We start from the raw sequence: 26,775 nt of genomic DNA on the forward strand, positions 1-26,775 counted from the left end.
ACTTAGTGATCCTTGTGCTCGAAACCAAACAGATCCTGCTCAATCGCAGAAGCGGGATAACGGAAAGGTACCGGGCCATCAGCATCACCGTCTAAGAACTGGCGCACTTTCGGATCCGGGTTTTGCTGCAATTCGGCCGGAGAGCCCTGACCGATGATCTTGCCGCCCGACAGCAGATAGACGTGATCAGCAATGCTCATCACCTCCGGCACATCGTGCGAAACGATAATCGAGGTGATCCCTAACGCTTCATTCATGTCACGGATCAGCTTAACCAGTACGCCCATGGTGATCGGATCTTGTCCCACAAACGGCTCGTCATACATGATCAGATCGGGATCCAGCGCAATCGCACGGGCCAGTGCCGCACGGCGGGCCATACCGCCAGACAACTGGTTCGGCATTAATTCCGCCGCCCCACGCAGGCCAACGGCTTCCAGTTTGAGCAGCACCAATGTGCGGATCAAGTCTTCCGATAACTCGGTATGCTCACGCAGCGGAAAGGCCACATTGTCAAACACCGTCATGTCGGTAAATAACGCGCCGGACTGGAAAAGCATGCTCATTTTTTTGCGTGCTTGATATAAGGCATGGCGTTTCAGGGTCGGAATATTCCAGCCTTCAAACTCAATATCGCCACTGTCCGGCAGGATTTGTCCACCGATCAAACGCAACAGGGTGGTTTTCCCGATCCCTGACGGCCCCATTATCGCGGTGACCTTCCCTTTGGGCACGTCCAGCGTAATATCATCAAAGATTTTACGGTCGCCGCGCGAAAAGGTCATGTGCCGGATCGATACCAGCGCCTCTGTCTGCTCCATATGTACCTTAATGTCCCCTTGCCCCATCAGTGACTGCCTGACGCAGTCGCAAGAGTATTATTTGAATAGAATTAATCAGTTAACCACGTGCATTGATGATAGGTACATTATGCAACCAACTCAAGACATGAACTGTAAGAAGTCTGTTATTTATTGCGAGGATAACACAATGCACACCGCCGACATGTCACTGACTCCACACCCTAAGCGACGCAGAGAATACGCGCTTTCTGCCTATATTTGAGTCGTTTATGCCCCCAACAAGATGACATGACACACATTCTGTAGAAACCCCGCACCCACATACATTTCTCCACCCCTTTTGCTTTCTTTTTATCGAGCGAACCGTCAAAATTGATCACTTATACCCGCAACAGGGTGTAACTATTTCATTCATCTTGGTTTACCGCTGATCAGCCGGGTCTGATAGCCGTAACCAACCTCAATGACATAAGGGACGACAATGTTTGAAGCCATCGTGTTTCTCTGTATCGGTTTAGGACTGTTGGTATGGAGTGCAGATCGACTTGTTTACGGCGCCGCCGCGCTTGCAAAAAACTTTGGTGTGACGCCACTGGTGATCGGGATGACCATCCTGGCCATGGGCTCCTCCGCCCCTGAGATGGTGGTATCCGCCACCGCTGCCCTCGACGGCAAAACCGACACCGCGATCGGTAACGTACTGGGCTCCAATATCGCCAATATCGCCCTGATTCTGGGTGTGACCGCACTGATCAAACCGCTCTCTGTGAGCTCGGCCATTATTCGCCGTGAACTCCCGCTGATGATGGGTGTCACACTGATCGCAGGGGCCTTGCTCTGGAATGGCTACCTCGGCTTCTGGGAAGGCGTGTTACTGATTGTGCTGTTCATCATCTTCTTGCTGGCCATGCTGAAAATCAGTCGTCAGGCCAAAGAAGCCGGCGATCCGCTCGCTGACGAGCAAGAATCCGATATCCCGGAAGGGGTCAGCAACAAAGCCGCTCTGCTATGGACCGTGATCGGCCTGGTGCTGCTGCCGTATGCCGCCAGTATGCTGGTGGATTCTGCAGTGGTCATTGCCAAATACTTTGGCATGAGTGACTTGGTAATCGGCCTGACCATCATTGCCGTCGGGACCAGCCTGCCGGAACTGGCCGCGTCGGTTGCAAGCCTGGCCAAAGGCGAAGACGACATGGCAGTAGGTAACATCATCGGCTCCAACGTGTTTAATATTCTGGCGGTCATGGGGATCCCGGCCGTACTCAACCCGGCAGTACTTAATGACGACGTCATGGGGCGTGATTACTGGGTCATGCTGGGCATGTCCGTCCTGCTGGTCTTGATGGCACTGGGCAAACGCCGCCGCATCAACCGTCTGGAAGGGGCGATTCTCCTTGCGAGCTTTGTCGCCTATCTGGGCTATCTGCTTTATAATCTAGCCGCTTAATGGAGAGCTAGACTATGTTTGAAACGTTTGATTATTGCGATATTGGCCGCAAGGTCATTGAGATCGAGGCAAAAGCCCTGCAAAAACTGACCCAGTACATCAACGGCAGCTTTACTCAAGCCTGCCAGCTGATCGCGGGCGTGGAAGGCAAGGTGATTGTCATGGGGATCGGGAAATCCGGCCATATCGGTAATAAAATTGCCGCGACCCTGGCCAGCACCGGCACCCCTGCCTTTTTTGTTCACCCGGGTGAAGCCAGCCACGGCGACTTGGGCATGATTGGCAAAAAAGATGTGATTTTGGCGATCTCTAACTCCGGTGAGGCCTCTGAAATTCTGGCCCTGCTGCCGGTAGTCAAACGTCTCGGGATCCCGCTCATCAGCATGACGGGCAAACCGGAATCAAGCATGGCCAAGCTGTCTCAAGTGCACCTGCAAATCACCGTCGACCAAGAAGCGTGCCCGCTGAACCTGGCACCAACCTCCAGCACCACCGCCACTTTGGCGATGGGCGATGCGTTGGCGATTGCCCTGATGGAAGCGCGCGGCTTTACTGCTGACGACTTTGCCCTGTCCCACCCGGGCGGTGCACTGGGCCGTAAACTGCTGCTGCGTATCAGCGATGTGATGCACACCGACGAACGCCTGCCGGTGGTCCGTGAGCACGACACCATCAAAGATGCACTGCTGGAAGTCTCTCGCAAAGGGCTGGGAATGACAGCTATCATTGATGATGAGCAGCAGCTAATCGGTATCTTCACCGACGGTGACTTACGTCGCCTGCTGGATAACCGTGTCGATATCCATCAAACCTCGATTGGTGCGGTCATGACCCGCCAGCCAGCCACTATTCGTGCCGATGTGCTGGCAGCAGAAGGGCTGAAAATGATGGAAGATCGTAAAATCAATGGCTTGTTAGTGACTGACGGCACCCAGCTGGTTGGCGCACTGAACATGCATGATTTGTTAAAAGCAGGAGTGATGTAATGCACGTGGAAACCCTTTATGGCCCGGTCAATACCACCGTGTTTGACCGCGCCCGTACCATTCAGCTACTGATCTGTGATGTGGATGGCGTGTTCTCTGACGGCCGCATCTACATGGGTAACGACGGTGAAGAGCTGAAAACCTTTCACACCCGTGATGGCTATGGCATTAAATGCCTGATGGCCGCTGGCGTGGAAGTCGCGATCATCACCGGCCGCCAATCCGCGATTGTGGAAAACCGCATGAAAGCATTGGGCATCACCCATGTCTATCAGGGCCAAGACAACAAAGTCGCGGCGTATGAGGCGATTTGTCGCAGCCTGGCCATTGCGCCGGCGCACACCGCCTACATCGGTGATGATCTGATTGACTGGCCGGTCATGGAGCAGATCGGCCTGTCAGTGTGTGTGGCAGATGGCCACCCTCTCCTGCGTCAACGCGCAGATTTCACCACACGTATCAACGGCGGCTACGGCGCGGTGCGTGAAGTGTGCGATCTGATCCTTGAAGCCAAAGGAGAATTGGATAAACATAAAGGCTTAAGTATATGACCTTACAACGGCTACTCTATGCATTATTGTTAGTAGTATGTGCATGGACAGGCTATTACCTGCTGGACAAACACTGGCAGGAAGATATTCAGGTAAGCCCTGACGCAGAAAAACCGCTGTTTACCGGTAGTGCCGTGAGCAATACCACCTTTAACGAGTCGGGCCTGCGTAGCTACCAGATTGATGCCGATTACCTTGAGCACTTCAGTCAAAGCGGCAATACGGATTTTGTCGAACCCGTGTTATGGGTCTACCGTGATGGGATGGATACCGAATGGCGGATCAGTGCCAATCAAGCCCGATTGGATAAAGATCAGGTATTGCAAATGACGGGCAACGTCCGCATTTTCAACTTACTGCCGGCCTCAGCGGTAAAAGTGATTCAGACCGATACCTTGCGTCTTGATCTGATCAGCAAAGATTTCGATACCCCGGATCAAGTCATCATCACAGGTGACGCCTTCCAAAATGAAGGCACCGGCATGAAAGGCAATATGGACCGCAGCATCGCCACCCTATTGAATAACGTAAAAGGTAGATATGAAGCTTTATAAACTGACGACCCTGCTCTGCCTCTGCCTGAGCGCCCAAGCCTGGGCCTTGAGCAACGATACTGAGCAACCGATCTACATTGACTCTGATAACCAAGAGCTTGATATTCAGAAGAATGTCGTGACCTTCAGTGGCAATGTGGTGCTGCGCCAGGGAAGCATTGATATTCGTGCCGACAAAGTGGTTGTGACCCGCCAATCCGGCAAAGAAGGCCAGGAAACCATTGATGCCTATGGCAATCCGGCGACCTTCCACCAGCTGATGGATGACGGCAAGCCGATCGATGGCGCGGCGAAAAAGATGCGCTACGAAACCGCGACCGAGTACCTCAAGATGACCGATGACGCGGTGCTTATCCAGGAAGGCAGCGAGATCAAAGGCAAGATCATCACCTACAAGATTGATGAGCAAAAACTGGTTGCTGAAAGCGGTAAGAAACAACGTGTCACCACTATCTTGCAGCCTAACCAGCTGAACAAGAAATAAGAAGAACCCGATATGGCAACCTTAAAAGCAGCACATCTCGCCAAGAGTTATAACGGCCGTCAGGTCGTGTCCGATGTGAGCCTGGAAGTGCATTCCGGCAAAATCGTTGGCCTGCTGGGCCCAAACGGCGCCGGTAAAACCACCTCTTTCTACATGATTGTCGGACTGGTGGCGCGTGATGCCGGCACCATCACCATTGATGATGTGGATATCAGCCTGCAGCCGATGCACAACCGCTCGCGCATGGGGATCGGCTACCTGCCACAGGAAGCGTCGATCTTCCGCAAGCTGACCGTGCATGACAACCTGATGGCGGTTCTGCAGACCCGCAAAGAGCTGTCCAAAGCAGAGCGTCAGGACAAACTGGAAGAATTGTTGGATGAATTCAACATACAGCACATTCGTAACAGTTTAGGTATGGCACTATCAGGGGGTGAACGCCGTCGTGTGGAAATCGCCCGCGCACTGGCCGCCAACCCGAAATTCATCCTGCTGGATGAACCGTTCGCCGGGGTTGACCCGATCTCTGTGATCGACATCAAAAAGATCATTGAGCACTTACGTGATCGCGGATTGGGCGTGCTAATCACCGATCATAACGTACGCGAAACGCTTGATGTCTGTGAGCAAGCTTACATTGTCAGTCAGGGTCACCTGATTGCCCACGGTACCCCATCCGAAGTGCTCAATGATGAACACGTGAAACGGGTCTATCTGGGCGACCAGTTCCGTCTATAGTTAGAAGTAGGACGTACCAGGCGCCTTTGCTCACCCCTTGTGAGTACCGGTTTTGCCACCACGAGGCGCCAACACCAACGATAACAACAAGGTACATACAGACATATGAAAACCTCGCTCCAGCTTAAACTTGGTCAACAATTGGCAATGACGCCGCAACTGCAACAAGCCATCCGCTTATTGCAGTTATCGACACTGGATCTGCAACAAGAGATACAGGAAGCCTTGGACGCCAATCCCCTGCTGGAACTTGAGGAAAGTGCCCACGAAACCCTGACCGGCGAAGAGGCTCATCATGACAATGAGGCGACCGCTGAGCAGGAAACCGCACGCAGCAGTGACGACATCGACAGCTCTGACGCCCTTGGCCAGAATGAGATGCCCGACGATCTGCCTGTCGATACCACGTGGGACGATGTTTACAGTGCCAGCTCCGGCCACACCGGGATCAGCCTTGATGACGAAATGCCCGTCTATCAGGGTGAAACCACCGAAAGCCTGCAAGATTACCTGATGTGGCAGGTGCACCTGACCCCATTTAGCGACACCGACCTCACCATTGCCACCGCCATCATTGATGCCATTGACGAACAAGGCTACCTGACCTGCTCGGCCGATGACATCCTCGACAGCCTGGGCGATGACGATGTCGAGCTGGATGAAGTCGAAGCCGTCCTTAAACGCGTGCAGCAATTTGACCCGCTGGGCGTCGCCTCTCGCAACCTGCAAGAATGCCTGTTACTGCAACTGGCCACCTTCCCGCAAGACACGCCATGGCTGGCTGAAGCCAAGATGCTGCTGAGCGACTATATCGATCTGCTGGCCAACCGTGATTTCCGCCAACTGATGCGTGATACCAAGCTGAAAGAGCCTGAGCTCAAGCAAGTGATGCAACTGATCCACGGCTTGGATCCGCGCCCGGGCAACCGCGTCATTGCCACAGAAACCGAGTATGTGGTGCCGGATGTGTCTGTGTTTAAAGACAACGGTAATTGGGTGGTCACCATCAACCCGGACAGCGTGCCGCGCATCCGCGTGAACGAACAATACGCCGCGATGAGCAAAAATGTCCGCAGCAGTGCCGACAGTCAGTTCATTCGCTCACACCTGCAAGATGCGAAATGGCTGATCAAAAGCTTAGAAAGCCGCAACGATACCCTGCTCAAAGTGGCCCGTTGTATTGTGGAGCATCAGCAGGACTTCTTTGAATACGGCGAAGAGGCCATGAAGCCAATGGTGCTCAATGACATTGCCCTCGCCGTCGACATGCACGAATCGACTATCTCCCGTGTGACCACGCAGAAATACATGCACACGCCTCGCGGGATCTTTGAACTGAAATACTTCTTCTCCAGTCACGTCAGCACCGATAACGGTGGCGAATGTTCATCCACAGCGATCCGCGCTCTGGTGAAAAAGCTGGTGGCCGCTGAAAATCAGGCCAAGCCGCTGAGTGACAGTAAAATAGCGACATTACTGGCGGAACAAGGGATCATGGTGGCAAGACGGACCATTGCCAAGTACCGAGAATCACTGGGGATCCCACCGTCTAATCAGCGAAAACGTCTGCTCTAACAGACGCCAACAGAAGGAAGATGTCTATGCAAATTAACCTTACTGGGCACCATATTGAGATCACGCCAGCCATGCGTGAGTACGTGGAAACCAAGTTCAATAAGCTAGAGCGGTTCTTCGATAAAATTAACAACGTGCATGTCATTTTGAACGTTGAAAAGCTGGAACAAATTGCGGAAGCCACGCTTCACATTAACGCGGGAGAAATCCACGCCAAAGCGGATTCTGAAAATATGTATGCCGCGATTGACGCATTAACTGATAAACTGGTACGTCAATTAAACAAACACAAAGATAAACTCAACAGTCATTAAATCATGCAACTGAGTAATGTATTGAGTCTGGACTGCACCAAGAGTGCAGTCCCTTGCTCAAGTAAAAAGCGTGCTTTGGAAATCATCAGTGAGATCGCTGCCGAGCACCTCGACCAAAACCCCCAACCTTTGTTTGAGTGTATGCTCAACCGAGAAAAAATGGGCAGTACCGGTATTGGCAACGGCATCGCCATCCCGCACGGTCGAATCAACAACAGCGAACAAGCCATTGCGGTATTGATACAATGCCAAGATCCTATCCAATTCGATGCCATCGATAACCAGCCGGTTGATTTGCTCTTTGCCCTGCTCGTGCCAGACGCACAATGCAAAGAACACCTGCAAACCCTCTCTTGCATGGCTGAAAAACTCAGCGACAAGCAAATTTTAAAACAGCTTCGCACCGCAAAAAGCGATGAAGAGCTTTATCACATTCTCACCTGTGATTCATAATGATCGTTACACCCCCACAGAACGTTGAGGACAGTCAACCATGATGTTAATGGTCGTAAGCGGACGCTCCGGATCCGGTAAATCCATCGCCCTGCGTGTCTTGGAAGATCTGGGCTATTACTGTGTCGATAACCTGCCGGTCACCTTGCTGCCACAGTTCATCGCCACATTGAAAGACGACGAGCGCAATGTCGCGGTCAGCATTGACGTGCGTAACATGCCTGACGATCAGGAAGAGATCCGCCGTACCCTCGACTCCCTCGGCGAGCATGTGGATGTGAACGTGATTTTCCTCGATGCCGACGACAAAGCACTGGTTAAGCGCTACAGCGAAACCCGTCGTCTGCACCCGCTGTCACGTCAGAACATGAGCTTAGAGCAAGCGATTCAGTCAGAAAGCGCCTTGCTGTCCGGCATCAAAGAGCGTGCCGATCTGGTGATTGATACCACCGGTAAGTCCATCCACGATCTGAGTGAGACCGTGCGCGCCCGCGTGTTGGGTCGTGACGCCCGTGAACTCATCATGGTGTTTGAATCCTTTGGCTTCAAACATGGCCTGCCGACCGATGCCGACTACGTGTTTGACGTGCGCTTCCTGCCGAACCCACATTGGGTGCCGGAACTCAAGCCGCTCACCGGTCTAGATCAGGGGGTGAAAGAATTCCTCTCCGGACATCCGGAAGTGAACCAACTCATCTACCAGGTACGTAACTTTATTGAGACCTGGTTACCGATGCTGGAGAAAAACAACCGCAGCTACCTGACCGTGGCCATTGGTTGTACCGGCGGTCAACACCGCTCGGTGTATATTGCCCAGCAACTGGCTGAACACTTCCGCTATGAAGGCCATCAGGTGCAAGTCCGTCACCGTACATTGGAAGCGTCATCATGAACTTTGTGTCACGCGAACTGTTCATTAAAAATCGCTTAGGCCTGCACGCCCGTGCCGCCATCAAACTGGTCGAACTGGCCCAGAGCTTTCAGGCGGCCATCACCATCAGCAATGGCGAAAAAAGCGCGACCGCTGACAGCGTGATGGGACTGTTGATGCTCGAATCCGCCCAAGGTCAGCAGGTGCATGTCAGCGCCGAAGGCTGTGATGCCAGCGAAGCATTAGCGGCCGTCAGCGAGCTGATTGAAGCCGGCTTTGACGAAGAGCAATAAGCTTCACACTTTCCCTTAAAGACGCCTCTCTGCTGAATACACACCGGTAACAGCGGCAGTGAGGCGACCATCCTCCCCTTTGCAACGTCATCCCTTCGCCTGCTCGGCGAAAATATTGCGTGAATTCGTCATTTCCTCTCAGATCTGGTGAGACAACCACCACGCTATTGCGTTAAAATTCAGCTTATTGCGCCGTTATACCTCAGGGTGATATTTGCCACTCTGGCCAGCCTATGCCCTTGGGCATCCTTGAGGTATGACGTCGCCGAGTCATTTGGGGTACCACAAGCCATGGCCGACGTCATCGATCAAGACCAAACGCATCAAACGCTACAAGAAGTCAATCAAGCGCTAGAAAATGGCATGTTTGTCCATGTCCGTCGCCTGCTTCAAGACATGGAGCCGGAAGATATTGCGCACCTGCTTGAAGCCTCGCCTCCCAAAGAACGTCAGGTGCTGTGGCAGCTGACCGATCCGGAAGAGCAAGGTGAAATCCTTGATGAACTGTCTGAAGATGTAAAAGACGGTATCGTCGCGCAAATGGCGCCCGACAAACTGGCCGCCGTGACCGAGGGCATGGAAACCGATGACGTCGCGTACGTATTGCGTAGTCTGCCTGATAGCAAATATCAGGAAGTACTGGCGCAAATGGACGCCACCGACCGTCACCGTGTTGAAAAAGCCCTGGCCTATCCGGAAGAAACCGCCGGTGGGATCATGAGCACTGACTTCATCACCATTCGTGGCGATGTGACGGCGGATGTGGTCTTGCGTTACCTGCGTATGAAAGGCGAACTGCCGGAAGCGACCGATGCCTTGTATGTGGTGGATCAAAATGAAACCCTGATCGGTTATCTCTCGCTGTCGACTTTAATCACCACCCAGCCGGACATTGAGATCCAGGATGTGATGGAAGATGCCGACGAAGCGATCCCGGTCGAGATGGATGACGGTGAAGTCGCCAACCTGTTTGAACGCCGTAACTGGCTGTCAGCGCCGGTGGTCGATGCCAATTACCAGTTAGTCGGCCGTATCACCATCGATGACGTGGTCGATATTATCCGTGAAGACGCCGAGCACTCCATGATGAGTATGGCAGGTATGGACGATGACGAAGATACCTTTGCGCCGGTGGTAAAATCGGCCAAACGCCGCAGTATCTGGCTGGGCGTCAACGTACTGGCCGCCTTGGCCGCAGCCTCTGTCTCCAACATGTTTGAAAACACCCTTGAGCAGATGGCGGCGATTGCGGTACTGATGACCATCGTGCCATCAATGGGCGGGGTCGCCGGTAACCAGACTGTCGCACTGGTGATCCGTGGTCTGGCCGTCGGTCACATCGGTGACAGTAACACCCGCTGGCTATTGAGCAAAGAAGCCCGTGTCGGCTTCATCAATGGCTTGTTGTGGGCTGCGATCATTGGCGGTGTGGTGGTGATCTGGAAAGGCAATTTGCTGCTCGGAGCCATCATTGCGGGGGCCATGCTGACCAACCTGCTGGTCGCCGGTATTGCGGGCGTGTGTGTACCGATCATGCTCAAGAAAATGAACATCGACCCGGCCTTGGCAGGCGGGATGGCCCTGACCACCATTACCGACATGGTCGGCCTGTCCGTGTTCCTCGGCTTAGCCACGCTGTTCTTAGTGTAAGACCGCTGGCAGTCTGAACCGACGCTCGGTGCTTAATTTAATAAAAACCGGTACTCAAACAAGCATAAAAAAAGCGAGCCACTCAGGCTCGCTTTTTTATTGGCAGACTTCGCGCTATCGCTTATTCACCGGCAATCTTCATGCTGTCGAGCAGCATCGAACCAGTCTGGATCTGGCTGCGCATTTCTGTATCGCTACCAATCGCCACGATGTTCTGCATCATGTCTTTCAGGTTACCGGCAATGGTGATTTCACTCACCGGGTACTGGATTTCACCGTTTTCTACCCAGAAACCGGCTGCGCCACGGGAATAGTCACCCGTCACCACGTTCACACCCTGACCCATCAGCTCAGTCACCAACAGGCCGCGATCCATTTTCTTCAGCATCTGCTCAAAGCTTTCGCCGGTTGAGTTCACCATCCAGTTATGGATGCCGCCCGCATGACCGGTTGGCTGACGACCCAGTTTACGCGCCGCGTAGCTGGTCATCAGGTACGTCTGCAGTACACCGTTTTGAATGATTTCACAGTCACGGGTCGCCAAGCCTTCGCTGTCAAATGGCGTACTCGCCATGCCGCGCAGGATGTGTGGACGCTCGCTGATGTTCAGCCACTCAGGGAAGATTTGCTCACCCAGTTTATCGAGCAGGAACGAAGACTTACGGTACAGGTTCGAGCCGCTGATCCCCATCACCAAGTGACCAAACAAGCCCGTCGCAATATCTGCCGCAAACATCACCGGAGCCTGACGGGTTGTCAGTTTACGCGGATCCACACGGCCAACGGTACGCTCTGCCGCATGGCGACCGACGGCTTCCGGCGCCCAGATATCCTGTGCACGACGCGCAGTGGTGTAGCTGTAATCACGCTCCATCTCACCGTTCTTGCCTTGGGCAATCACACAACAGCTGGTGCTGTGACGGCTGGACGCGTAGCTGGCTAACATGCCGTGGCTGTTACCGTACACACGGATGCCGTAATGGCTGTCGTAGCTGGCACCGTCACTTTGCTTAATGCGTGGATCAAACTCCAGCGCCGCCTGCTCTGCACGGGCCGCGATTTCAGCAGCGTGATCCGGCTCTGGCTCGTCAGGGTGGAACAGATCCAAATCCGGGATCTCACGCGCCATCAGCTCTTTGGGGCCCGGTCCTGCGAACGGATCTTCGGAGGTGTAACGTGCGATATCCAATGCCGCCGCAACGGTCTGGGCAATGGCTTCTTCGCTCAGATCTGACGTTGATGCACTGCCTTTACGCTGGCCACGGTATACCGTGATCCCCAAGGCACCGTCGCTGTTGAATTCGACATTCTCAACTTCACACATGCGTGTCGATACGCTGATGCCCGTCGTTTTGTTGATCGCCACTTCTGCGGCATCGGCTTTTTGCCCCGCCAATTCAAGGGCTCGCGCCACAGCCGCTTCCAATTCAACACGCTGTTGAGCGACCTGTTCTCTCACGTCCATACTCTTATATTCTCTTTAATGGATTGATCCGCCGCCTCGTCTAAAGCCACGAAATCAGCCCTTGAAGTCGGTATTACTATTAGGATAACACCGCCAAGGTGGATTTTGCGCCCCAAATCGTGATTAAACTGGTAAAATAAAGACCAAATGCAATAGCCATGAGCCTGTTATGAGCCGTAAAAATCAAAAAGCCCCATGGGAAGAAGAAGAAGAGATCATCTGGGTAAGTAAATCCGAGATGAAGCGCGACATGGAAGCCCTGCAAAAGATGGGTGAGGAGCTGGCAGAATTGAAGCCAGGCGCCCTTGCTAAAGTGCCATTGGATGAAGAACTGCGTGAAGCGATCAAAGATGCGCAACGTTTTAAAAACGAAGCCCGTCGTCGCCAGCTGCAGCGTATCGGTAAGCTGATGCGCCAAGTGGACATCGAGCCGATTCAGGTTGCACTGGACAAGCTGAACAACAAGCACTCGCAGACCACTGCTATGCTGCACAAGCTTGAAAAGAAACGTGAAAAGCTGATTGAAAACGGCGACAGCATGATCAATGCGATCATCGTGGATCACCCACACGCTGACCGTCAGCACCTGCGCCAATTAGTGCGTCAGGCCGTTAAAGAAAAAGCACAGGAAAAACCGGGCAAAGCGTACCGTGAAATTTTCCAGGTGCTAAAGTCACTGTACCTGGAAGACTGATCGTTCTCGCACTCAGGCTTTACGCCATTCCAGCGATAACCATCATACCAATAAAAATGCCAGCCTTCACAGGCTGGCATTTTTTATGCGCTTCAGACGCAGACGACGCTTATTGCGTACCGCCCACGGTCATCGATTCAATCTTCAGGGTTGGCTGACCCACGCCCACAGGGACGCTCTGACCGGCCTTACCACAGACACCGACACCACGGTCGATTTCCAGATCGTTACCCACCATCGAGACCTGCTGCATCGCTTCGATACCGCTGCCGATCAAGGTCGTGCCTTTGATTGGACGGGTGATCTTACCGTTTTCAATCAAATACGCTTCCGATGCGGAGAACACAAACTTACCGGAGGTGATATCCACCTGACCACCACCGAAGTTCGGCGCGTACACGCCCTTCTTCACGCTGGCAATGATCTCTTCCGGTGAGTGCTCACCCGGCAACATGTAGGTGTTGGTCATACGCGGCATCGGCAGGTGTGCATACGATTCACGACGGCCGTTACCGGTCGGCGCCACGCCCATCAGACGCGCGTTCAGCTTATCTTGCATGTAGCCTTTCAGCTTACCGCCTTCCACCAACACGTTGTACTGACCCGGCACCCCTTCGTCATCGATGTTGATCGAGCCACGGCGATCTTTCAGCGTACCGTCATCCACAATAGTACACAGGCTAGACGTCACTTGCTGACCCTGCTGACCCGAGAACATGGACGACCCTTTACGGTTAAAGTCACCTTCCAGACCGTGACCTACGGCTTCGTGCAACAGTACACCCGGCCAACCGGCACCCAATACCACAGGCATAGTGCCCGCAGGGGCTTCGTCGGCATCAATATTGATCAGAGCCTGACGCAGCGCTTCATCCGCATACATCAATGCGATCGTTTTACCGTCACCGGCGTCTTGCAGGAAGTGCTCGTAACCGTAGCGGCCACCGCCACCGGCACTGCCGTGCTCACGCTTGTCGCCTTTTTCAATCAGCACGCTGATCGACAAACGCACCAACGGACGAATATCCGCTGCGTAAGTCCCGTCCAGCGCCGCCACCAGAATTTGCTCATACACACCGTTGATGCTGACAGACACTTCTTTCACCATGGGCTCTTTGGTGCGAATGTAGCGGTCAATCTCTTCCAGCAAGGCGATTTTCTGGTGCTTATCAAAGCTGTTTAGCGGGTTCACCGGCGCATAGATGTCACCCGGCGCATAAGGGGTGAACGCCTGTACTTTACCGTCACCGCCACTGCGGGTGATCCCGCGTGCAGCCTTGGCACTTTGCGTCAGTGCCAGCAGGTTGATTTGGTCGGAATACGCAAAGCCGGTCTTCTCACCCGATACCGCGCGTACCCCCACGCCACGGTCAATGTTGAACGAACCGTCTTTGATGATGCTATCTTCCAGCACCAAGGATTCATGCCAGCACGACTGGAAATACACATCGGCATAATCCACATCACGTGCTGCCACCAGCCCCAAGGTACGATTCAGCTCTTCACGCCCTAATCCCGCTTGGGCCAGCATGGTATCTTCTACAATTTCCAGCGTCATTTATTCTGCTCTTGTGTTAATGGCACTTCCGACCCGTGTCGGTTAGCGCTCGCGATGGTGAACGCCCAGTCGGGCATGCTTCACCAATGGCATATTTGTTCGGATAGTCCGGCAAAGATCGAGATCGATATTCGCCATGATCACGCCGGTCCCTTGTTGCTGGCAGGTCACGATCTGCCCCCAAGGATCCACAATCATCGAGTGACCCCAGGTTTCCCGTGATTCATTGTGCTCGCCCCATTGTGCTGCCGCCACCACCCAACACTGGGTTTCAATGGCACGCGCGCGCAATAACACTTCCCAATGGGCACGACCGGTCACCTTGGTAAAAGCCGCCGGCACCACAATGATCTCTGCGCCTTGCTCACGTAAGGCCGTGTACAACTGGGGAAAACGCACATCATAACAGATTGAGAGGCCAATTTTGCCATACGGTGTCTCGACCACCTTGATGGCATCACCGGCCAGGAAGGTGTCGGACTCACGGTAGCGGCGATGCTGATCCGCCACATCCACATCAAACATGTGAATTTTATCGTAATCGGCCCGGCATTCCCCCTGATCATCAAACAGTAAGGCGGTGGTGGTAATGGCGCCGTTGGCACGCAAAATCGGCATCGAGCCAACCAGGATCCAGAGCCCGAATTGCTTGGCCATTGCCGCGACTTCCGCCTGTAACGGGCCGTCACCCAATGGCTCGGCATGGCGCTGATAATCCGCTTGCGACCCAAACACCAGACAGTTTTCCGGTGTGATCACCACTTTGGCCCCTTGCAGTTGCAGGCCTTTGACTTTCTTTCTCAGGTGCAGGAAATTCTTCTCCGGATCCGCCCCTGAAGTCATCTGTACAATGCCAAACTTCGCCACCACATTCTCCTTTGTGCTTCATGGCCTGCCACACACGGTGGCAGACAACGCCGTTATCGCCCGCGCCGCCCGACTGGCAGCACAAACACGGCCAATTATTTTTGCTTTGAACTTTCTTGACGCTGCAACGATTCCGGCACTTTATACTCCCCGGTAAAGCGTGACTGCTCGGTCACGGTCGGGGAATCAATCGGCCCTTTCACCAAGTAATTCACCTGCGTGAAGACATCCACCACCGGCGAGAGCACGGTGGAAATCGCAAACACATAAATCGCGGCCTGCGGCGCCACGGCAAAGGCGGTCAATACAGGGATCCCGGAGGTGAAGTCAGGAATAAACTTCACGTGTGCATCCACTGTCTCATTCACAAGATTAGCACTTCCTTGAATAAACATATCCCCTGCCAGGGCCTGCATTTTGATGTCCGAGGTCTCAAATTGGCCATTCTCAATCCGGCCACTGCCTCGAATGTAGTTAAACGCCAAACCATCATCAAAAATACCGGAAAAATCGAGCTGCATTTTGCGCACGATGGAATCAATACTGAATAAGCCCAATAAGCGTCCCGCACCACCAATGTCACTGATCACGCCTTGGCCGGTCTCGGATTTCACTTCACCGGTCAGGGTTTCACGGTGCATTGACCACGGTGCGCCTTGCCATTGAATCGAGGCATAGGTACTGAACGATGCCCCTTGGATCCCGCCGGAGATCCCAAAGCGGCCCATGATGTCAGAGCTGTTCTTCCCTTCAATATCAAACGCCAACTGGGTTTCACTGTGTTCACCATCCAGCGTCCAGTTGCCGTCCAGATTCAGCGTGGTCGCGCCGGAGTTCACGGTAAAGTTACTCAAGGCCAGCATATTTTTTTCACGGCGCAACTTGCCCGATACTTTGCCCAGACGATAGCCTTGCAGCCACGCGTCATGCAGCAGCAAGTCAATGTTCGGCATGTTGGCCATCATGCTGCGATCAAAGTCCGTCACCGGCGGCACGTCATGCTGCGGCTGATAAGGCTTATCCAGATCCGGTGTGTCACTGTCCGGAATATTCAGGTGCAGGCTATCCAGCTCTACCCGCAAAGGCTGATCTTTCGGCCACAACGCATGCCCGGTCAACTCGCGGCTGTTGATGTTCATCTGCCAGGCTTTGTCCTGCGTCATGCGCTGGCTCAGTGACAAGGAGACCTTGTTCCAGTCAAGCCCCGCTAACGTCAGTTGCTTCACTTTCGCCTGTACCCGGTTAGGCAGCGGGATCTCAGGCATCGCCGATGTGGTACCCGATGACGTCCCTGCTGACGAGGCATCGGTGGCCGCGATCTTATCGTGGATCTCACCAATCAGGCTGATCCAGCGGTCACCGTCTACCTTGGTGGTATCCACATCGACACCGTGCACACCCCGTTGCAGCGCATGACGTTTGGCTTTGCCGACCGTCAGTTCACTGCTTTCAATCACTAACCGATCCGGGATCAAATTAAACTCGGCCTGATACGTCACATCCGGCGCAATCAGCGTACTGGTTAACGCATGCTGATTGCCTTTCACAGCCAGTTGCAGCGCCTTATCGGTGTTCGGCACAATGGCGAGCGGATACGGCAGCTGGCTACTGATCTGCTTCAGCGGCGCCGTCACATCCACCTGATAGGCAAAGCCGGTATCATGCAGATCAACGCCGACATGGCCTTGCCACGCACTGCGCCCCACCACGCGCGCCAGTAGCGGATCCTCCAACGTTTGTTGCAGCTTCGCCACGTCCCAGTCACCGTTGAGGTTCACATCGACACGATAACCGCTGTCACTGCCGCCGGTTGTCGCCACACTCTTTCCGGTAAAACCAAGCTGCACAGGCTGATTGAGCGTTGTGCCGGTAAAATCGTCCGCCTTGATTTTGTCGTTATCAAAATGGATCACCCCGCTGACCTTTTCCAGCGGAATCGGCGGTGCGTTCAGCGCCACCTGATTGTCTTTCAGGGTCGCGTTACCCCACGCGCGCACGTCACTGCCATCAAACGGAATATCGAGTTTGAACTGGGAAGTCACCGGCCCGCTCACTTGCACCGTTGTGAGCGCGGCACCCACCGAGTCCACCAATGGCGTGGCCAGCATGTAATCCCGCACCTGCTCGCCGTTAGCAGCCACATCCACCGTCAGTTTCAGGTGGCCATCTTCGGCTAACTCTGCACCGCCGGTCACACGAGAAGCTGTGGCGCCCATGGTTTTGGCATGACGGGCATTGAGATACATCCAGTCATTTTCAAACAGTAAATCCAGATTCAGTGAGGTGAGCTCCGGCCACGCGGTATCAAAGCTGAACGCGCCTTTGCGCAGCGGCACAAAGGCTTGGAACACCCCGTCGTGCTGCGCATACGGGAAGGCATTGAGCTCGCCATACCACAGCAATTGGGCATCTTTGGCTTTACCGCCACGGATCGCCGCAGACAAGTAATCTGTCAGCTCATGGCCCAGCGCCAACGTCGGCAGGTAGCGCCAGGTTTCCCCGGCCTGACTGATACTGGCTTCGCCATAAAACGACAACCACGCCGGTGTGTCAGTCGGAAAATCTAACCGGAACTGGCCATCCACCGACAGGTGCGGCGTGGCAACCGACAGTTTGTCACTCCACAAGCGCCAGCCTTGTTTATCCACTTGCCAATACGCCGTTACGTCCGCATCACGGATAGGCAGTGCCGCCTGGAACATCTCGCCGTACGGCAAGCTGTCATTTTTCAGGGTCAGTTGGGCTTTGCCCCCCGCCAGATCGCCGGCAACATGGGCATCCAGCTTATTGAAGCCCGGCAAGTATTCCCAATGAGACAAGCCCAGTTGTTTGGCTTCAAATGAAAAGCGCGGGCCATACTCGGCATCACTGGCGACACGGATGTCATTGATCGTACCGTGTGGCTTAAGCTGTTCAATGGCATTGCGGGACGTCGCATCCAGCGGCAGCAAGTCCACCAACGGGCGCAATGGTGCCAGCGCAATCGTGTTGAGCGCAGCTTGCCAACCGGAAGGCGTCCACTGTGCGGCAATGTCCATCGCTGGCCAGTCAGTGCGGTCGGTTTGCAGCGCCAGCTTATCGCTGTCCAGACGCCATCCCACCGCATGGCCGTTGCCTGATGCGGTATTCGCGTCGTCAAACAGCGGATGCAGGCGTAAATGGCCTTCATGAATGCGGAAATGGTGTGAACCGTCTTTGCCTTGCCAGCGCAAGAAGGAGTCATCCAACATCAGGTTAGCATGCTGTAGCTGACCATTGGCCACGGTCAACCATGCCTGCGCATTGATGTTACTGGTGGTGATTTCGGCCTCGCTCAAGCGCTGCTTGTTGAGCCACGGGGTCAACGACAGGTTGCGAGCATGCAGGTACAGTTCGCCGGATTGCTCAGACCACGATTGCTTGGCCGATAAGTTAGCGATCACTTGCACTTGGCTGAAATGGGTATCGGCGATACTGATCACCCCTTCGGCACGGCGCTGGCCATGCTGGGTGTCCCACTTCAGGGTCTGGATATCGACCGTCAGACGCTCGTCGGCCGGAGAAAGGAAAGTAATGGCGGAGTTACGCAGCGAAAACTGGCCTAACTGGACAAACAGAATGTCTTCCAGTTGTTTGATCGTCGCCAGCTGCTCGTCGCTTTCTGCCTCAGTGCTGTCAGCAGCGGAAGCAGCCTGAAAACCGGTGACATCCAGTTTCAGACGATCAATACGCAGATCATGGAATACCGGACGCAGTTGCAGGGCTGAGCTCAGCAGATCCAGCTGGAAAGAAACATCCCCCACTTTCACCACAGAATCCGGCTGAGCCGGCATGGTAACACTGACACCTTGCAGGACAAGGGAGGGACCGAAATTACGCCAATGCCCTTCAACGTGGGCAATATCCAGATGCAGACCAGCCTGTTCAGAGGCCCACTGCCGGATCGGCTCACGGTAGTCATTAAGCTGGGGAAGGATAAAACGCAGACCGCTAATCGCAATTGCGGCCAGTACTAACACTGTCAGTACCAGCCACATCAATCCACGTACCAGACGAACTGGAACTGTTGTCACTCAACTGCCTCGCTGTTACATCATCACGACGTCAAACTGCTCTTGGACGTACAGAGGTTCAGCTTTGATTTTCACTTGCTTGCCGATGAAAACTTCGAGCTCTGCCAATGCGTGGGATTCATCCCCGATAAAGGCATCTGCCACCGCCGGTGCCACATACACCACAAAACGGTCAGCATCATACGCACGGTTAACACGCGTGATTTCACGCAGGATCTCGTAGCAGACACTTTCCACGGTTTTCACCGTACCACGTCCTTCACAGGTTGGACAGGTATCACACAGCACATGTTCAATACTTTCACGTGTGCGTTTACGGGTCATCTCTACCAAGCCTAGCTGAGTAAAGCCGTTGATGTTGGTTTTCACGCGATCGTAAGACAGCGCCTGTTCCAGCGCCATCAACACGCGACGCTGGTGATCGTCTAGCGCCATGTCGATGAAGTCGATGATGATGATCCCACCCAAGTTACGCAAACGCAGCTGACGGGCAATGGCCTTGGTCGCTTCGATATTGGTATTGAAGATGGTCTCTTCCAGATTACGACGGCCAACAAACGCACCGGTGTTGATGTCGATGGTGGTCATGGCTTCGGTCTGATCGATGATCAGGTAGCCGCCAGACTTAAGCTCGACTTTACGATCCAGTGAGCGCTGAATTTCGCTCTCGGTGTCATACAGATCAAAGATCGGCTGCTCACCGGCGTAGTATTCCAGCTTCTCGCTCAGCTCCGGCACAAATTCATCGGTGAATTCTTTGAGCTTTTCAAAGCCCAGACGCGAGTCAACCAGAATACGGTCCAGCTCGGTGCCGACAAAGTCACGCAAAATGCGCTGCGCCAAACCCAACTCGCCATACAGCATGGATTTTGGCTTGTATTTACCGCGACGTTCCAACACTTTACGCCACAAGTGCTTCAAGAACGCGGCATCTTGCGCCATTTCATCTGACGTTGCGCCTTCTGCAGCGGTACGGATAATGAAACCGCCCAAGTCATCACAGTATTGGTTCACAACACTTTTGAGACGCTCGCGCTCTTCTTCACTTTCGATGCGCTGAGACACGCCCACATGGCTCGCTCCCGGCATGAACACCAGGTAGCGCGATGGCAGCGTGACGTCAGTGGTCAGGCGAGCACCTTTGGTACCCAGTGGATCTTTCACCACCTGCACCACCAGGTCCTGCCCCTGGCGAACCAGTTCAGAAATGTCACGCACCTGGAATTGTTGTTTCTCATTTTCTGCCACACATTCGGTGTGCGGCACAATGTCTGACGCATGCAGGAAAGCTGCTTTATCAAGACCAATGTCGACGAACGCGGCCTGCATGCCTGGTAACACGCGACTGACGCGACCTTTATAAATATTGCCGACGATACCGCGCTTGGATTCACGTTCAATATGAACTTCCTGCAAGGTACCGGCCTCAATCATTGCAACGCGCGTTTCGCTCGGCGTTACGTTAATCAGCAGCTCTGTGCTCATGGTTGCCTCTAATTTGATAAGCTTAAAAAGTTTTGTACCATGATGTCGGTTTCCACTAACGGTAACCCCACCACAGCGTAATAACTGCCATCGATACGCTCGACAAACTTGCCGCCTATCCCCTGAATACCATAGCTGCCTGCTTTATCTTGGGGTTCTCCGCTCTGCCAATACGCGTCGATCTCCTGATCCGACAACGTTTTGAACCACACATCCGTGATCACAAGTTGCGTTTGCTGCTGGGCCTGCGTGGCCACTGTCACCGCCGTCATCACCTGATGGCGACGGCCGGATAACAACTGCAACATACGCTTGGCATCGGCAAAGTCTTTGGGTTTTTCGAGGATCGTCTCATCCACCACCACAATGGTATCGGCGCCCAGCACCGGATGACGATCGGCCACCGCAGTGACACCTGCCATGGCTTTGTCGCGAGAAAGACGCTGAACATAATCGGCAGGCGCTTCACCCGCCTGATGTTGCTCTTCCACATCCACGACTACCCGCTCAAAACGGTAGCCTAATTGGGTGAGGAGCTCTTTACGGCGAGGCGAACCGGAAGCCAGATACAATTGTGGCGTCGACATGATATCACTCATACAGTTTGGTGTGATAAATCAATGCGATCCATTCGGTTTCGTTCGATGTTAATGCTTACACCCTAGCATCGAACAGATCGCATTGGGAATATAATTTAACGAATTGAGAGCTTACGACGCATTCGTCGCAACAGCAGGAATAACCACGGCCATAACAGGAAGTTTAACAGCACCGCCCACAGTCTTTCCGGATCAAAAGTGATCACGGAGACCAGATATTCAGCCCAGAATTCCACCAGCTTACCGGCCAGGGTCAGCAAGGCGATCAAAATGGCCTGCTGCCACAGTGATAAGTTACGTAATACCTGAAAATTCAATGCCACGATGTAACACAGCACCGACATCATCAGGCCCCGTACCCCCAACGTTGAGCCCAGCATCAGATCCCACAGTAACCCGAGAATCAATGCGGTGCCCACGTTGACTCGGTGCGGCAATGCCAACACCCAGTAAAACGCCACCAGGATCACCCACGATGGACGAAACGGCTCTAATTCACCCGGCCAGGGTGCCGCCTGTAAAATCAAGGCCACGATAAACGACAGCCAAATCCAAAGACGGCCATGGGCACGACTATTTGCCATGCGCGAAATCTCCATCAGTCAGGGTTTCACGTGCGGTCGGCCACACTAACAACAGGTAGCGCAGACGATCAAACTGCACCGTGGGTCTTGCCTTGATTTGGGCAAACGGACGCTTGTTATCAAACGAAAACTCCGTCACATTCGCGACCGGATAGCCTTCCGGATAACGCCCGCCTAAACCGGAACTCACCAGCAAATCCCCCACTTCAATGTCGGTGCTGCTCGGTACGTGCTCCAGCTGGATCTGATCCACCTGACCGCTGCCGGAGGCAATCACACGAATGTCATTACGCACCACCTGCACCGGAATGGCATGGCTGGGGTCAATCAGCAACAACACGCGGCTGTTGTGGGCGCCCACGTAAGACACCTGCCCGACGATCCCTTTTTCGTTGATCACCGGCTGCCCTTCGTACACCCCGTCAACCCGGCCTTTATCAATCATCACCTGATGACTGTAAGGGTCCGAATCCACGGCCATCACTTCGGCAATCAGTTTCTTTTCATCACGGACAAACGGCGAGCCCAAAAGGTCCCGTAAACGCTGATTTTCCTGCTTCAATTGCTCAAGTAACAAGACATCACTTTGCTGCACCAACAAATCACGCTGCAAGGCTTTATTTTCAGCCAGTAAGCGTTGGTGTGAGCTAAGCTGTCCAGAGATCCCATCGAGAAAATCGCGCGGCAAATTTGCGGCGTATTGCAGCGGGGCAATCGCCGAGTTCAGCAAATAACGGACATTGGCGAAGGCATCAAGACGACTGTCGGCCAGCATTAAGCCAACCGACAGTAAAATGGCAAGAAACAGGCGCAGTTGCAGGGAAGGCCCCCTGCCAAAGATAGGTTTCATGTAACGCTATAACCTGTTTATAAACATGCCCGGACGGGCATTATTCTTCGCTGAATAGATCGCCACCGTGCATGTCGATCATTTCCAGTGCTTTACCGCCGCCACGAGCGACACATGTCAATGGCTCTTCTGCCACGACCACTGGAATACCGGTTTCTTCTGTTAGCAGACGGTCCAGATCACGCAGTAGCGCACCACCGCCTGTCAGCACCATACCGCGCTCAGAAATATCAGACGCTAGCTCTGGTGGACACTGCTCTAGCGCAACCATCACCGCAGATACGATACCGGTTAGCGGCTCTTGCAGCGCTTCTAGAATTTCGTTGGAGTTCAGGGTAAAGCTGCGTGGTACACCTTCTGCTAGGTTACGGCCGCGTACTTCAATTTCACGCACTTCGTCGCCCGGGTAAGCGGAACCGATTTCGTGCTTGATGCGCTCAGCGGTTGCTTCACCGATCAGGCTGCCGTAGTTACGGCGCACGTAGTTAATGATCGCTTCATCGAAACGGTCACCACCGATGCGTACTGATGAGGAGTACACCACACCGTTTAGCGAGATCACCGCGACTTCTGTGGTACCACCACCGATATCGATCACCATCGAACCGGTCGCTTCAGACACAGGCATGCCGGCACCGATTGCCGCCGCCATTGGCTCGTCAATCAGGTACACTTCACGCGCACCCGCACCTTGTGCAGATTCACGGATAGCACGACGCTCTACTTGCGTAGAACCACATGGAACCGCGACCAATACGCGAGGGCTTGGACGTAGAAGACTGTTATCGTGAACCTGCTTGATAAAATGCTGCAGCATTTTTTCTGTCACATAAAAGTCCGCGATCACACCGTCTTTCATTGGACGGATCGCCGCGATATTGCCCGGAGTACGGCCCAGCATCTGCTTGGCGTCGTGACCTACTGCGGCCACGCTCTTAGTTGCTCCAGCACGATCCTGACGGATCGCCACTACTGATGGTTCATCAAGAACGATGCCCTGTCCTTTGACGTAAATAAGGGTATTGGCAGTACCCAAGTCAATAGACAGGTCATTAGAAAACATGCCACGAAGTTTTTTAAACATAGTCTTCGGCTAATCCTGCAAGCTCACAAATTCGTTAAATTGCGCTAAATGTATCAAGGGGGGCGGATCGAGACAAGGTAAGCTTTGTCAAACCTGCCACAGATCGTCATTTTATTTACGGTAGCCTAAAATTCATGCCCTTTTCACCCCGATAAATCACTCGATCATTCCCGCGATACGTCCCAAAGGTCACCACGGCAGACGGGTTTTCATCCCCCTGCTTGCGCCAGTTATACAGCAGCCATGGCTGTGTTCCGCCCTCGCGATCCACAGTACCTGACTGACAATAAATCGGCAGATCCGCGTCGTGATTGGCAGACGGGGCATTATCCACCAACTTCTGCCAGAAACGGATCTGCGCGCGATGAGGACGATCATCGCTTCCCGCATCTTGCTGTGCGTTCAGGGCGCCGGAAGCCGCCTGCCCCTGCGTCACCTCACCGTTGCCCAGCGTCTTACCGCGCACGGCCGGATCTGACAACGGCTGCTGACAAAAATACTCGCCATCAAAGACGGAAACATGATCCGCCTCATGCACGGTGAACGCCTTGCCGTTCCAATACTCTACCCGCAGCGGGATAGCCAGCGCCTGTCCACTGCGTCCGGCGGTGTCATCCATGACCATACGACCATAACGGGCACTAAAGGTTGCAAATGATTGTGCTCGGAATGTGCTCTCACATGCCGTGCCCACCGAACAGTTAAAGACGGTCATGCTATGGATGTTCAACTCGGGACAACCCATTTGTGCGCAATTCTCCACTTCTTGTGGTGCGATCCCCAATGCCACGCGGTACGGCCCGTCCGGCTGTGTGGAACCGAACGCGCTGACAGTCGCCCCTTGCATCGCATTCAAGCGGGTAAACAGCAAAGGCGCCGTCGGCACGGTGATGGCCTCTTGTTGCCAATTGCGCCGCCAATGATCTCCCGCCACACGGTCCCACTCGGAAAAATCCATCCGCTCCGTCAGACGGTTACCGGTCCCCTCAAGGGTCTGTTGCGCCGCCGCGACCATTTGGATCCCGACTTTGTACGCATCGGCAAAATAACCGTAGTTGTAGGTCGGTTCTTGCTGCTGGTTCTGCGCCTGCACGGTTAACTGCCCGTTAAAGGGCTGATTCATGTACACAAAATCCTGCCCATTGGGATACGTCATGCCACTTTCACTCGGCACCACAGCCATGAACTTCGGGTAAAACCGCCCGACAGGGCGATAGCCGATATTCACTTTCATCCCTAAATAAGTGCCTTGCACGCCCGCCCGCAATTGAATACTGCCCACTTCGCTCCAGCTGGCATAAAAAGGTTGCGTGGCAATTTCTTCGTGCGTTAACGGCGAGCGGGTTAATACGCCGGGACGTGCGCCCGCCACATTGGGAGAGTGAGGCTTGGCATTGTCTCCCGCCGGAATCGTAAGCTGTACTTTCGCAGCCGGTGCTTGGGCATGGTAGAAATTGGTAGTTTCCATCCGTTCACACAGATGACGGGTATCGACCAGCTTGGTGGCATCACCGTTGGGAGCGATGTTGTCTTTCCCGGCATCACTCTCAGTCCATATCACCGGCTTCACTCGGGTTGCAAAGCGCTCACCTGCCGCGACGAAGGCATTACCGTTGTTTGCTGTTCCCGTGGCGGCCTGAATCGACTTTTCCTGCTGTCCGCTTCCGAGATTATCTGCATCACACAAGGCAAAGGTATACGGGCGGGCCTTGATAGTCTGACTGCCCGTCAATCCCTGCCAATCCGCCAATGCCCGCGCATACATACGTTGCGCGACCGGTATTACCGCACAATCTGACGTCGTGCATTGTTCATCCTTTAACGTCAGGCGAGCGGTTCCTGCATCCAGATAGCGCAACTGCGCGCTGGCTTTGCCCGCCTCAAAATGCACACTGAGTTGGCGGCTTTGCCATTCGGTACTATTTGGCTTTGCCAGCTGAATTCGCTGACTGCCCGTCGACGGTGAATCGTAAACCGTCTCTAACGTCAGTATCCGGTTTCCCTGATATTCGGTTGCGACCATCTGGCCTTTTTCAGAGGGGCAAGCCAATGCAGTGATCGCAATATCGACCGGTTTTCCTGCCACTAAAGGGAGCTCGCCTTCTGCGATTTCAAACCCATAAGGGACAAACAAAAAGGTGCTGCTATCGGTTTTCTTGTCATCTTTCGACAGAGTCGCCGTCACGGTTATCTTTCCGATGTGTTCGCTCTTGAGCCACAGCGTTTTCTGCCCTCTATTTGGTGTGACCGTTACCCGGTTTTTCACATCCCCCAAGGATGTTCCGCCAGATTCCGTACCAAACCAGCGTGCCTTACCGGCACGGGTCAGTGACGAGGAAAGATGAATATCACCGGTATAATCGGTCGCAATTTTTCCGTCTTTATCCAAAACCCGCACAGTCACTTTTTGACGATCACACGTGAGAGATTCATCTTTTTCAGGTGTGATGTCGATGAAGTATTCTTTGGGATTGAAACAGGCGCTTTGGCCGTTGATGACTGCACTTGGCGCTTCATAACTACTATCCATCTTTAAGAATCGCGTAGTGACAGCCCCCGTAATGGCCGTAATCTCACAACGTGTTGGCGATGAACACTGCCCACCCTCTAAATTCACACTTTCTTCTGAATATAATAGCCCTGTAAATTGACTACCTTTCGTCAAGCGTACTTGACTGAGAAATTCATGTTCGCCGGTGTGCTCATATAGGTGTAAATCATCGGGATTATCACTTTGAGGAAAGACTTCTGATGCATCAGCAATAGATAAGCCTTTTACATGAATGATCACCTTTCCATGGGTTATCACCTTACTCCG

General features: G+C 53.7%; 24 protein-coding genes. 13 read left to right on the forward strand and 11 right to left on the reverse strand.

Translation table 11 applies throughout. The features are described 5' to 3' along the window. Window positions 1-2: 2 nt before the first annotated feature. On the reverse strand, window positions 3-821 hold the full coding sequence (gene mlaF, locus ABT58_RS02210) for a phospholipid ABC transporter ATP-binding protein MlaF (protein WP_047872781.1): 819 nt from the start codon (window positions 819-821) through the stop codon (window positions 3-5). A 463-nt stretch (window positions 822-1,284) separates the two neighbouring features. Here mlaF and ABT58_RS02215 point away from each other — a divergent pair, with 463 nt between their 5' ends. From ABT58_RS02215 to mgtE, 12 genes are all read left to right on the forward strand, one after another. Further along, window positions 1,285-2,250, forward strand: a complete 966-nt coding sequence (locus ABT58_RS02215; protein WP_047872737.1) for a calcium/sodium antiporter — start codon at window positions 1,285-1,287, stop codon at window positions 2,248-2,250. A 14-nt stretch (window positions 2,251-2,264) separates the two neighbouring features. Continuing rightward, on the forward strand, window positions 2,265-3,236 hold the full coding sequence (locus ABT58_RS02220) for a KpsF/GutQ family sugar-phosphate isomerase (protein ID WP_047872738.1): 972 nt from the start codon (window positions 2,265-2,267) through the stop codon (window positions 3,234-3,236). Then, window positions 3,236-3,787: a 3-deoxy-manno-octulosonate-8-phosphatase KdsC gene (kdsC, locus tag ABT58_RS02225; protein WP_047872739.1), complete on the forward strand. Its 552-nt coding sequence runs from the start codon at window positions 3,236-3,238 to the stop codon at window positions 3,785-3,787. Before ABT58_RS02220 ends, kdsC begins: the two co-directional genes overlap by 1 nt. Further along, window positions 3,784-4,341 (forward strand): LPS export ABC transporter periplasmic protein LptC, encoded by a 558-nt coding sequence (gene lptC / locus ABT58_RS02230; protein WP_047872740.1) that lies wholly within the window; start codon window positions 3,784-3,786, stop codon window positions 4,339-4,341. The genes kdsC and lptC overlap by 4 nt, the downstream gene beginning before the upstream one ends. Continuing rightward, the gene (gene lptA / locus ABT58_RS02235; protein WP_047872741.1) at window positions 4,328-4,825 is read left to right on the forward strand and encodes a lipopolysaccharide transport periplasmic protein LptA; all 498 of its coding nucleotides are present in this window, start codon (window positions 4,328-4,330) and stop codon (window positions 4,823-4,825) included. Before lptC ends, lptA begins: the two co-directional genes overlap by 14 nt. 12 nt (window positions 4,826-4,837) lie before the next feature. Then, window positions 4,838-5,563: an LPS export ABC transporter ATP-binding protein gene (gene lptB, locus ABT58_RS02240; protein WP_047872742.1), complete on the forward strand. Its 726-nt coding sequence runs from the start codon at window positions 4,838-4,840 to the stop codon at window positions 5,561-5,563. A 105-nt stretch (window positions 5,564-5,668) separates the two neighbouring features. Next, a complete protein-coding gene (locus ABT58_RS02245; RefSeq protein ID WP_047872743.1) occupies window positions 5,669-7,138 on the forward strand; it encodes an RNA polymerase factor sigma-54 in 1,470 nt (489 codons plus the stop codon). A gap of 26 nt (window positions 7,139-7,164) precedes the next feature. Next, complete coding sequence (gene hpf / locus ABT58_RS02250) at window positions 7,165-7,452, forward strand: ribosome hibernation promoting factor (protein WP_047872744.1); 288 nt, start codon at window positions 7,165-7,167, stop codon at window positions 7,450-7,452. 3 nt (window positions 7,453-7,455) lie between these two features. Further along, on the forward strand, window positions 7,456-7,905 hold the full coding sequence (gene ptsN, locus ABT58_RS02255; protein WP_047872745.1) for a PTS IIA-like nitrogen regulatory protein PtsN: 450 nt from the start codon (window positions 7,456-7,458) through the stop codon (window positions 7,903-7,905). A 40-nt stretch (window positions 7,906-7,945) separates the two neighbouring features. Further along, window positions 7,946-8,797 (forward strand): RNase adapter RapZ, encoded by an 852-nt coding sequence (gene rapZ, locus ABT58_RS02260; RefSeq protein WP_047872746.1) that lies wholly within the window; start codon window positions 7,946-7,948, stop codon window positions 8,795-8,797. Then, window positions 8,794-9,069 carry an HPr family phosphocarrier protein gene (locus ABT58_RS02265; protein WP_047872747.1) on the forward strand — a complete coding sequence of 92 codons (276 nt, stop codon included), beginning with the start codon at window positions 8,794-8,796 and terminating at the stop codon, window positions 9,067-9,069. The genes rapZ and ABT58_RS02265 overlap by 4 nt, the downstream gene beginning before the upstream one ends. A 291-nt stretch (window positions 9,070-9,360) precedes the next feature. After that, window positions 9,361-10,719, forward strand: a complete 1,359-nt coding sequence (gene mgtE, locus ABT58_RS02270; protein WP_047872748.1) for a magnesium transporter — start codon at window positions 9,361-9,363, stop codon at window positions 10,717-10,719. A gap of 121 nt (window positions 10,720-10,840) precedes the next feature. Here the strand turns inward: mgtE and pmbA are convergent, their stop codons facing one another. Further along, the gene (pmbA, locus tag ABT58_RS02275) at window positions 10,841-12,184 is read right to left on the reverse strand and encodes a metalloprotease PmbA (protein ID WP_047872749.1); all 1,344 of its coding nucleotides are present in this window, start codon (window positions 12,182-12,184) and stop codon (window positions 10,841-10,843) included. A gap of 169 nt (window positions 12,185-12,353) precedes the next feature. On the opposite strand from pmbA, the gene yjgA reads away from it, so the two are divergent. Further along, window positions 12,354-12,878, forward strand: coding sequence for a ribosome biogenesis factor YjgA (gene yjgA / locus ABT58_RS02280; RefSeq protein ID WP_047872750.1), 525 nt, complete (start codon window positions 12,354-12,356; stop codon window positions 12,876-12,878). A 109-nt stretch (window positions 12,879-12,987) separates the two neighbouring features. Here yjgA and tldD read toward each other — a convergent pair whose 3' ends face one another. The 9 genes from tldD to ABT58_RS02325 all read right to left on the reverse strand — a co-directional run bounded on the left by tldD (window position 12,988) and on the right by ABT58_RS02325 (window position 26,487). Continuing rightward, entirely contained in the window at window positions 12,988-14,436 is a 1,449-nt protein-coding gene (gene tldD, locus ABT58_RS02285) for a metalloprotease TldD (protein ID WP_047872751.1), read from the reverse strand. Window positions 14,437-14,478: 42 nt separating this feature from the next. Then, complete coding sequence (locus tag ABT58_RS02290; protein ID WP_047872752.1) at window positions 14,479-15,303, reverse strand: carbon-nitrogen hydrolase family protein; 825 nt, start codon at window positions 15,301-15,303, stop codon at window positions 14,479-14,481. A 95-nt stretch (window positions 15,304-15,398) separates the two neighbouring features. Continuing rightward, window positions 15,399-19,355, reverse strand: a complete 3,957-nt coding sequence (locus tag ABT58_RS02295) for a YhdP family protein (RefSeq protein WP_053062928.1) — start codon at window positions 19,353-19,355, stop codon at window positions 15,399-15,401. Between the two features lie 15 nt (window positions 19,356-19,370). Next, window positions 19,371-20,840, reverse strand: coding sequence for a ribonuclease G (gene rng, locus ABT58_RS02300; protein ID WP_047872754.1), 1,470 nt, complete (start codon window positions 20,838-20,840; stop codon window positions 19,371-19,373). An 8-nt stretch (window positions 20,841-20,848) separates the two neighbouring features. After that, entirely contained in the window at window positions 20,849-21,427 is a 579-nt protein-coding gene (locus tag ABT58_RS02305; protein WP_047872782.1) for a Maf family protein, read from the reverse strand. A 107-nt stretch (window positions 21,428-21,534) separates the two neighbouring features. Continuing rightward, complete coding sequence (gene mreD, locus ABT58_RS02310) at window positions 21,535-22,023, reverse strand: rod shape-determining protein MreD (RefSeq protein ID WP_047872755.1); 489 nt, start codon at window positions 22,021-22,023, stop codon at window positions 21,535-21,537. After that, a complete protein-coding gene (mreC, locus tag ABT58_RS02315; RefSeq protein WP_047872756.1) occupies window positions 22,013-22,873 on the reverse strand; it encodes a rod shape-determining protein MreC in 861 nt (286 codons plus the stop codon). The genes mreD and mreC overlap by 11 nt, the downstream gene beginning before the upstream one ends. Before the next feature lie 40 nt (window positions 22,874-22,913). Continuing rightward, a complete protein-coding gene (mreB, locus tag ABT58_RS02320) occupies window positions 22,914-23,957 on the reverse strand; it encodes a rod shape-determining protein MreB (RefSeq protein ID WP_039464726.1) in 1,044 nt (347 codons plus the stop codon). A 115-nt stretch (window positions 23,958-24,072) separates the two neighbouring features. Next, entirely contained in the window at window positions 24,073-26,487 is a 2,415-nt protein-coding gene (locus ABT58_RS02325; protein WP_146147302.1) for a DUF6701 domain-containing protein, read from the reverse strand. Window positions 26,488-26,775 lie beyond the last annotated feature (288 nt).

Source organism: Photobacterium aphoticum, from assembly GCF_001029435.1.
GTDB classification, from domain to species: Bacteria; Pseudomonadota; Gammaproteobacteria; order Enterobacterales; family Vibrionaceae; genus Photobacterium; species Photobacterium aphoticum.

Bases quoted from the DNA above. Each gene is read 5' to 3' on its own strand.
- rng (WP_047872754.1), bottom strand. From the start codon at position 20,840: ATGAGCACAGAGCTGCTGATTAACGTAACGCCGAGCGAAACGCGCGTT.
- mlaF (WP_047872781.1), bottom strand. From the start codon at position 821: ATGGAGCAGACAGAGGCGCTGGTATCGATCCGGCACATGACCTTTTCG.
- lptB (WP_047872742.1), top strand. From the start codon at position 4,838: ATGGCAACCTTAAAAGCAGCACATCTCGCCAAGAGTTATAACGGCCGT.
- mgtE (WP_047872748.1), top strand. From the start codon at position 9,361: ATGGCCGACGTCATCGATCAAGACCAAACGCATCAAACGCTACAAGAA.
- kdsC (WP_047872739.1), top strand. From the start codon at position 3,236: ATGCACGTGGAAACCCTTTATGGCCCGGTCAATACCACCGTGTTTGAC.
- lptA (WP_047872741.1), top strand. From the start codon at position 4,328: ATGAAGCTTTATAAACTGACGACCCTGCTCTGCCTCTGCCTGAGCGCC.
- ABT58_RS02305 (WP_047872782.1), bottom strand. From the start codon at position 21,427: ATGTCGACGCCACAATTGTATCTGGCTTCCGGTTCGCCTCGCCGTAAA.
- ptsN (WP_047872745.1), top strand. From the start codon at position 7,456: ATGCAACTGAGTAATGTATTGAGTCTGGACTGCACCAAGAGTGCAGTC.
- tldD (WP_047872751.1), bottom strand. From the start codon at position 14,436: ATGACGCTGGAAATTGTAGAAGATACCATGCTGGCCCAAGCGGGATTA.
- ABT58_RS02245 (WP_047872743.1), top strand. From the start codon at position 5,669: ATGAAAACCTCGCTCCAGCTTAAACTTGGTCAACAATTGGCAATGACG.
- mreC (WP_047872756.1), bottom strand. From the start codon at position 22,873: ATGAAACCTATCTTTGGCAGGGGGCCTTCCCTGCAACTGCGCCTGTTT.
- lptC (WP_047872740.1), top strand. From the start codon at position 3,784: ATGACCTTACAACGGCTACTCTATGCATTATTGTTAGTAGTATGTGCA.
- rapZ (WP_047872746.1), top strand. From the start codon at position 7,946: ATGATGTTAATGGTCGTAAGCGGACGCTCCGGATCCGGTAAATCCATC.
- pmbA (WP_047872749.1), bottom strand. From the start codon at position 12,184: ATGGACGTGAGAGAACAGGTCGCTCAACAGCGTGTTGAATTGGAAGCG.
- yjgA (WP_047872750.1), top strand. From the start codon at position 12,354: ATGAGCCGTAAAAATCAAAAAGCCCCATGGGAAGAAGAAGAAGAGATC.
- ABT58_RS02220 (WP_047872738.1), top strand. From the start codon at position 2,265: ATGTTTGAAACGTTTGATTATTGCGATATTGGCCGCAAGGTCATTGAG.
- ABT58_RS02265 (WP_047872747.1), top strand. From the start codon at position 8,794: ATGAACTTTGTGTCACGCGAACTGTTCATTAAAAATCGCTTAGGCCTG.
- ABT58_RS02325 (WP_146147302.1), bottom strand. From the start codon at position 26,487: ATGGATAGTAGTTATGAAGCGCCAAGTGCAGTCATCAACGGCCAAAGC.
- hpf (WP_047872744.1), top strand. From the start codon at position 7,165: ATGCAAATTAACCTTACTGGGCACCATATTGAGATCACGCCAGCCATG.
- mreD (WP_047872755.1), bottom strand. From the start codon at position 22,023: ATGGCAAATAGTCGTGCCCATGGCCGTCTTTGGATTTGGCTGTCGTTT.
- ABT58_RS02215 (WP_047872737.1), top strand. From the start codon at position 1,285: ATGTTTGAAGCCATCGTGTTTCTCTGTATCGGTTTAGGACTGTTGGTA.
- mreB (WP_039464726.1), bottom strand. From the start codon at position 23,957: ATGTTTAAAAAACTTCGTGGCATGTTTTCTAATGACCTGTCTATTGAC.